The 5,135-nt window shown below is 58.1% G+C and carries 4 protein-coding genes; 2 read left to right on the top strand and 2 right to left on the bottom strand.

The features are described from left to right. The first annotated feature begins 218 nt into the window (after nt 1-218). Complete coding sequence (locus ACPLUI_RS10605) at nt 219-1,253, top strand: alpha-hydroxy-acid oxidizing protein (protein WP_424660234.1); 1,035 nt, start codon at nt 219-221, stop codon at nt 1,251-1,253. Between the two features lie 137 nt (nt 1,254-1,390). On the opposite strand, the gene ACPLUI_RS10610 is transcribed toward ACPLUI_RS10605, so the two are convergent. Beyond that, nucleotides 1,391-1,879, bottom strand: a complete 489-nt coding sequence (locus tag ACPLUI_RS10610) for an HIT family protein (RefSeq protein ID WP_424660235.1) — start codon at nt 1,877-1,879, stop codon at nt 1,391-1,393. Nucleotides 1,880-2,055: 176 nt separating this feature from the next. On the opposite strand from ACPLUI_RS10610, the gene ACPLUI_RS10615 reads away from it, so the two are divergent. Beyond that, nucleotides 2,056-4,365, top strand: coding sequence for a CRISPR-associated endonuclease Cas3'' (locus tag ACPLUI_RS10615; RefSeq protein WP_424660236.1), 2,310 nt, complete (start codon nt 2,056-2,058; stop codon nt 4,363-4,365). Nucleotides 4,366-4,388: 23 nt separating this feature from the next. Here the strand turns inward: ACPLUI_RS10615 and ACPLUI_RS10620 are convergent. Further along, nucleotides 4,389-5,135 (bottom strand): NAD(P)H-hydrate dehydratase (locus ACPLUI_RS10620; RefSeq protein ID WP_424660237.1); only part of this gene is annotated, 747 nt, incomplete at its 5' end.

A 5,135-nucleotide genomic window follows, 5' to 3' on the forward strand; every position in this document is an offset into this window, starting at 1 on the left:
CGACTTTGCCCACATCTTCGAACTACCTCTGGTCGCCTGGGCCCCGCATTTTTAAAAAAAGCGGGGGATGCGACGCCGCAACGAGAATCACCGGGGGGCGGGCAGGGACAGCGCCGCATCCCGCCGGGTTACTGGACTCTACAAAGCAGGAAAACGCAAAAAAAGGGGGAAGTTAATAAGATGGTCTGAACACTGGAGGAGTAGGAGGAATCGCTTTTATGAACTGGAAAGAATTGCAGGAAGCAGCCAGGGAAAAACTGAAGGGTTATTGCAGGGTCTGCCCGAACTGTGACGGGCGTGCCTGTGCCGGAGAGGTCCCGGGTATGGGCGGGACCGGTACGGGAGCGTCCTTTAAGGCAAACATAGAAGCTCTGGCCCGCTACCGTTTAAACCTGCGTACGCTTCACGGCGCCCGGAACCCGGACACCAGGATCACCCTGTTTGGCAGGGAACTGGCCACCCCCATTCTGGCCGCACCGATGACCGGTGTGTCCTATAACATGGGGGGTGCCCTTACGGAAGGGGAGTTTATCGGGATGATCATGGCGGGGGCCCGCGGGGCCGGCAGCCTGGGCATGTCGGGAGACGGTGGCGACCCGGAATATTATAACTCCGGGCTGGAAGCCATCGCCAGAGAAGGAGGACATGGTATCCCGGTGATCAAACCCCGGGAGCAACAGGCCATCATTGAGCGCATACGCAGGGCCGAAGAAGCCGGTGCTCCGGCGGTGGGGGTGGACGTTGACGGAGCGGGGCTGGTAACCATGGCCCTGTTTGGACAACCTGTAGGCCCCAAAACAGCTGACGAACTCAGGGAACTGGTCAACGCCACCCGCCTGCCCTTTATCGTTAAGGGTATCATGACCGTGGACGAGGCCGAACTGGCAGCTGAAGCGGGAGCGGCAGCCATTGTGGTTTCCAACCACGGCGGGCGCATTCTGGATCATACTCCGGGAGCGGCCGAGGTACTGCCGGCCATCGCCAGGGCCGTAAAAGGCCGGGTGACCATACTGGCGGATGGTGGTGTTCGCTCAGGGGTCGACGTGCTAAAACTGCTGGCCCTGGGAGCCGATGCGGTGCTGGTGGGCCGGCCTCTGGTGATTGGAGCCTTTGGCGGAGGTACCGAAGGGGTGAAGTTTGTCCTGGAGAAATTAACCGGTGAGCTGAAGCAGGCTATGATCCTCACCGGATGTGCCTCATTAAGCGACATTGATGAGCGCGTGCTCCGCCCCTATCCGGGCATAGAGTGCTGATACTCCGGAAAACGCCCAGTCTTGAGCGGGCAAACTGAACATTTATGAGAGTGTGCGCTGGTTCCCGGTCACCAGGGTGCCGTACCCTGTGCTTCTATGGAGCCAGCGCACCGTCGTTTCCGTCCGGTTTATGCGTTTCAGGCTTTTTCCCCGGCCAGAGCTTCCTTGAGCTTGCGGTAGGTTGTGTCCAGAGCTTCGGAGATAACCCGTACGTCCCCCAGGACGGGCATGAAGTTGGTGTCTCCGGCCCAACGGGGCACCACGTGAATGTGGAAATGGCCCGGTACACCGGCACCGGCAATCGTACCAAGGTTGACCCCGATATTGAAACCATCGGGGTTAAAGGCCGCCCTTAAAAGAGAGACCACCCGCCGGGTCATTTTACCGAGCTCCAGCAACTCGCCATCCGTAAGCTCCGTGAGCTCTCCAACGTGCCTTTTGGGCGCGATAAGAAGGTGTCCGTTGGTGTATGGATAGAGATTCAAAAGAACAAAGCTTTCCCGCCCCCGCAGTAGCACGTAATTGGCTTCATCTTCCGTTGACTGCAACTTTTCACAAAAAATACATCCCTCTTCCTTCTGCTTACCGATGTAAACCGTTCGCCACGGTGCCCAGATTCGCTCCAAGGTCTTAACCCCTCCCCTTGAGTAGTGGAAACTAACTTATCCCCACTTCCTTTTGATTATGTAGTTTTTCGGTTTTTCGCTGCTGAATTCCTTCCCGGCTGGCCACAATACCCTTGTTTTCGCTCCCCGTCATAGAGTAATATGGAATAAAAAAATTTTTTAAAAAGGAGACCTCCATGTCCATACCCATCCTGGCCAAAAAACGCACGGGCGTGAACGCATATCAAACCCTCGCGGGCCATACCGAAGATGCCCTGATTGTTTTGTCCCGCTACCTGCGGGAACGCGGCCCGGTGGTCAAAAGGCTGGTAGATGAGCAGAACCTGTCCTTTACAGATTTTTGCCAGGTACTTTTTCTCGCCCTCTTTTTACACGATATAGGCAAGGCCACCAGAGAATTCCAGGAACGGCTGCTCAAAGAGCAGCTGAGTCGGGAGCTTTCCCATACCTTTTTCAGCCTGCCCCTGGTGGAAACGGACCTGCCTCCGGAGTATAACCTCCTGGTAAGGATACTGGTGCTCACTCACCACACCCAGCCTTTTGACCGTCTCTACTACAGCTTTGAACTGCTCCCCCGCGTAACCTATCTAATCGACCAGATAAAGGATTACCTGGAGAGCTATCGCAATCTGTATGAGAGTTATTTTACGGACATCTTTTCCCTCTCCGCCCGGCCGATTTTCCGCCCTCCCGCCTACATTGCAGAAGCCTGCTTGAAAGAAAGACTGCAGAAGGAAGTAGCGCGGCTTCAGCAGGGGGTCAACCGGTGGGGGAGCGCCGCCCGTATAAAGGCCCTGTATTGTTTTGCCATTACACTCTTAAAGTATTGCGACAGCCAGGCCAGCCGGGCCTTTCACCAGGCCGACCCGGCTGATGGAACGTTCTGCGGGGCGCTGTTAAGGCACGAAACCGGCCTGTCAGACGGAAGTGCAGTAAATTATGATCGTCCGTACCCCCATTTTGACGGGCAGGCCACTGCGGCAGTCGACACAGCCGGTGCAGCGGCTGGCGGTAACGGTTCTGTACTGCTCCTGGCACCCCCGGGCACGGACAGGATAACCCTCGCACTGACCCGGGCCAGGTCCCTGGGACGGGACAGATGCAGGGAAAAGCTGGTGTGGCTCTGCCCGGGACAAATCGCCTCCGGCTTCACCCGCCAGAGACTGGGCCGTTTCTTGAACCCGGAACAGGTGGCCCTGGTGCATGCAGAAAGCTATTACGGAAACGACCCCTACCTCTGGGGGATCCCTCCGCAAACCAGCAATGGCCGTCCCAACGGTACGGCCACCAATTCACGGGAAAACATCTTTGCTTTTCCGGTAACGGTGGCTACCCTGGACCACCTGGTTTTCTCACTTGTCCACGGCTTGCGCCAGGCCGATTACATACTGGGCAACCTGATGCAAGCGGTAGTAATTGTGGACGGGCTGCCCGAGCCGGGGAACCCGGCCTTTCCTTACGTCCTGGATGCCCTGGCGCTGCTGCGGAAAATGAAGATCCCCCATATAATTCTGGATGCGTTGCTCGCCCCGGCCTTAAAAAAACACCTGGCAGATGCGGGTTATGTGGTGGAAGATCACTTTACACGACAAAAAAGGCCCCTGTTTGAGTTAATCCGCCGCCGGGGGAAAAGGCTGGACCAGATTAAGGAATATTACCACCGGGGACTCAGGCAGGTGGTATACACCCCTGCTGTCCTGGAAGCGGTGCAGGTGGCCTGCGCAATCAAATCCGCCCTGCCCGGGTGCCGGGTTGTCCTTTACCACCACCTTTTCACCCACGGGGACCGGGAAAGGCTGGAAAGAGAGATATTGTCGCTGGAAAGAGAATCAGGCCCCTGGCTATTAATAATTGGTGGAAACATAGATCCAGCAGGGCCTCCCGCATGTGATGTCGTTCATACCGGAAATAGCGGGCCAACCGTAATGTTACGGCACAGCTACCCCCTCTGGCGCAGGGACTCCGGCCGGGATTGTCTTTATGCGAGGAACAATGGCAACCATGTACTGGGGGTACTGGTGCTTCACGCTTCCTCCAGTCGAAATGAACCGGAAAGTCACAGCTCCAACCCCGCTCCCAATCAACCCCTGGCCGTATCCCAGGACTACCTGGAAACCATCCTGGAAGACGAATATCAACGCAGTAAGCGTATATCCACCAACCTGGAGGATATATTTAACACCTGCACACTGTTCGGATACTCACCCCGGGAAGTACGCTACGCCGTATCCCCCCTGGTAAACCTGTGGGAACCCCGCGAGCGGCTGATGGACGTGATCCCGGCCGGGCTGTGGCAGGAGGAACTGCCTGCCATGCCTGACGCCATAAGAAAACGAAAAGTCAAAGTACCCGCAGAATGGTTCGCCCGCCACCCCGAACTATTCTCTGTACTGGAGGGACTGCGGGAAAAAATTATTCTCTGCCATCTTCCATACCAGCGGGACCGTGGGCTTGCATGCGTCCATCACAACGGGGGGGAACACTGAATACGGCCAGGTCTCCCAGGAAACTACCAGGCCGGGCAATCACATTCCACCTTCGCTATGGCAGATGGCAGCGTTTCCAGAATATCGCCCGCCAGCAGACCCCTCATGCCTTTTGCCCGGGCAGCCATATCACCGGCCAGGCCGTGCAGGTAGGCACCCGCCGCCGCGGCCCGGGAAGCACTCATGCCCTGGGCCAGAAGCCCTGTAATCACCCCGGTGAGGACATCCCCGCTGCCCCCCGTGGCCATACCGGGGTTACCGGTGGGATTGATATAAGTAGTGCCATCCGGGCAGGCGATCAGTGTAGCAGCCCCCTTCAGCAGAACAACCACGCCCCAGGCCGCTGCCGCTTCCTCAGCCACCGCCAGGCGGCGGAGGCGGATCTCCTCCACGGGACGACCCAGCAGGCGGGCCATCTCCCCTTCGTGGGGCGTAACTACCACAGGTACGGAAATACGGCTCCACAGGTGGACATCTCCGGCCAGGGCGTTCAGGCCATCAGCGTCGATAACGCAGGGTACCCGAAGGACGGGCAACAACTCCCGCACCAGCGCCACAGTTTCCAGGTGCCGGGAAAGACCGGGACCGATAGCCAGCACATCGGCCCTCTCCAGCAGAGCCAGGATGTCGCTCCGGGCACCGCGGGCCAGCGTTCCCTCCCCGGTTCCGGGGAGTCCGACGGTCATTATTTCCGTCAGCTTTACAGCCATAACATCCTGCAGTTCTGCGGGCACGGCCAGGGTCACCAGCCCCGCTCCGGCCCTGGCGGC

Source organism: Desulfofundulus sp. (assembly GCF_049701015.1).
Taxonomy (GTDB): Bacteria; Bacillota; Desulfotomaculia; order Desulfotomaculales; family Desulfovirgulaceae; genus Desulfofundulus.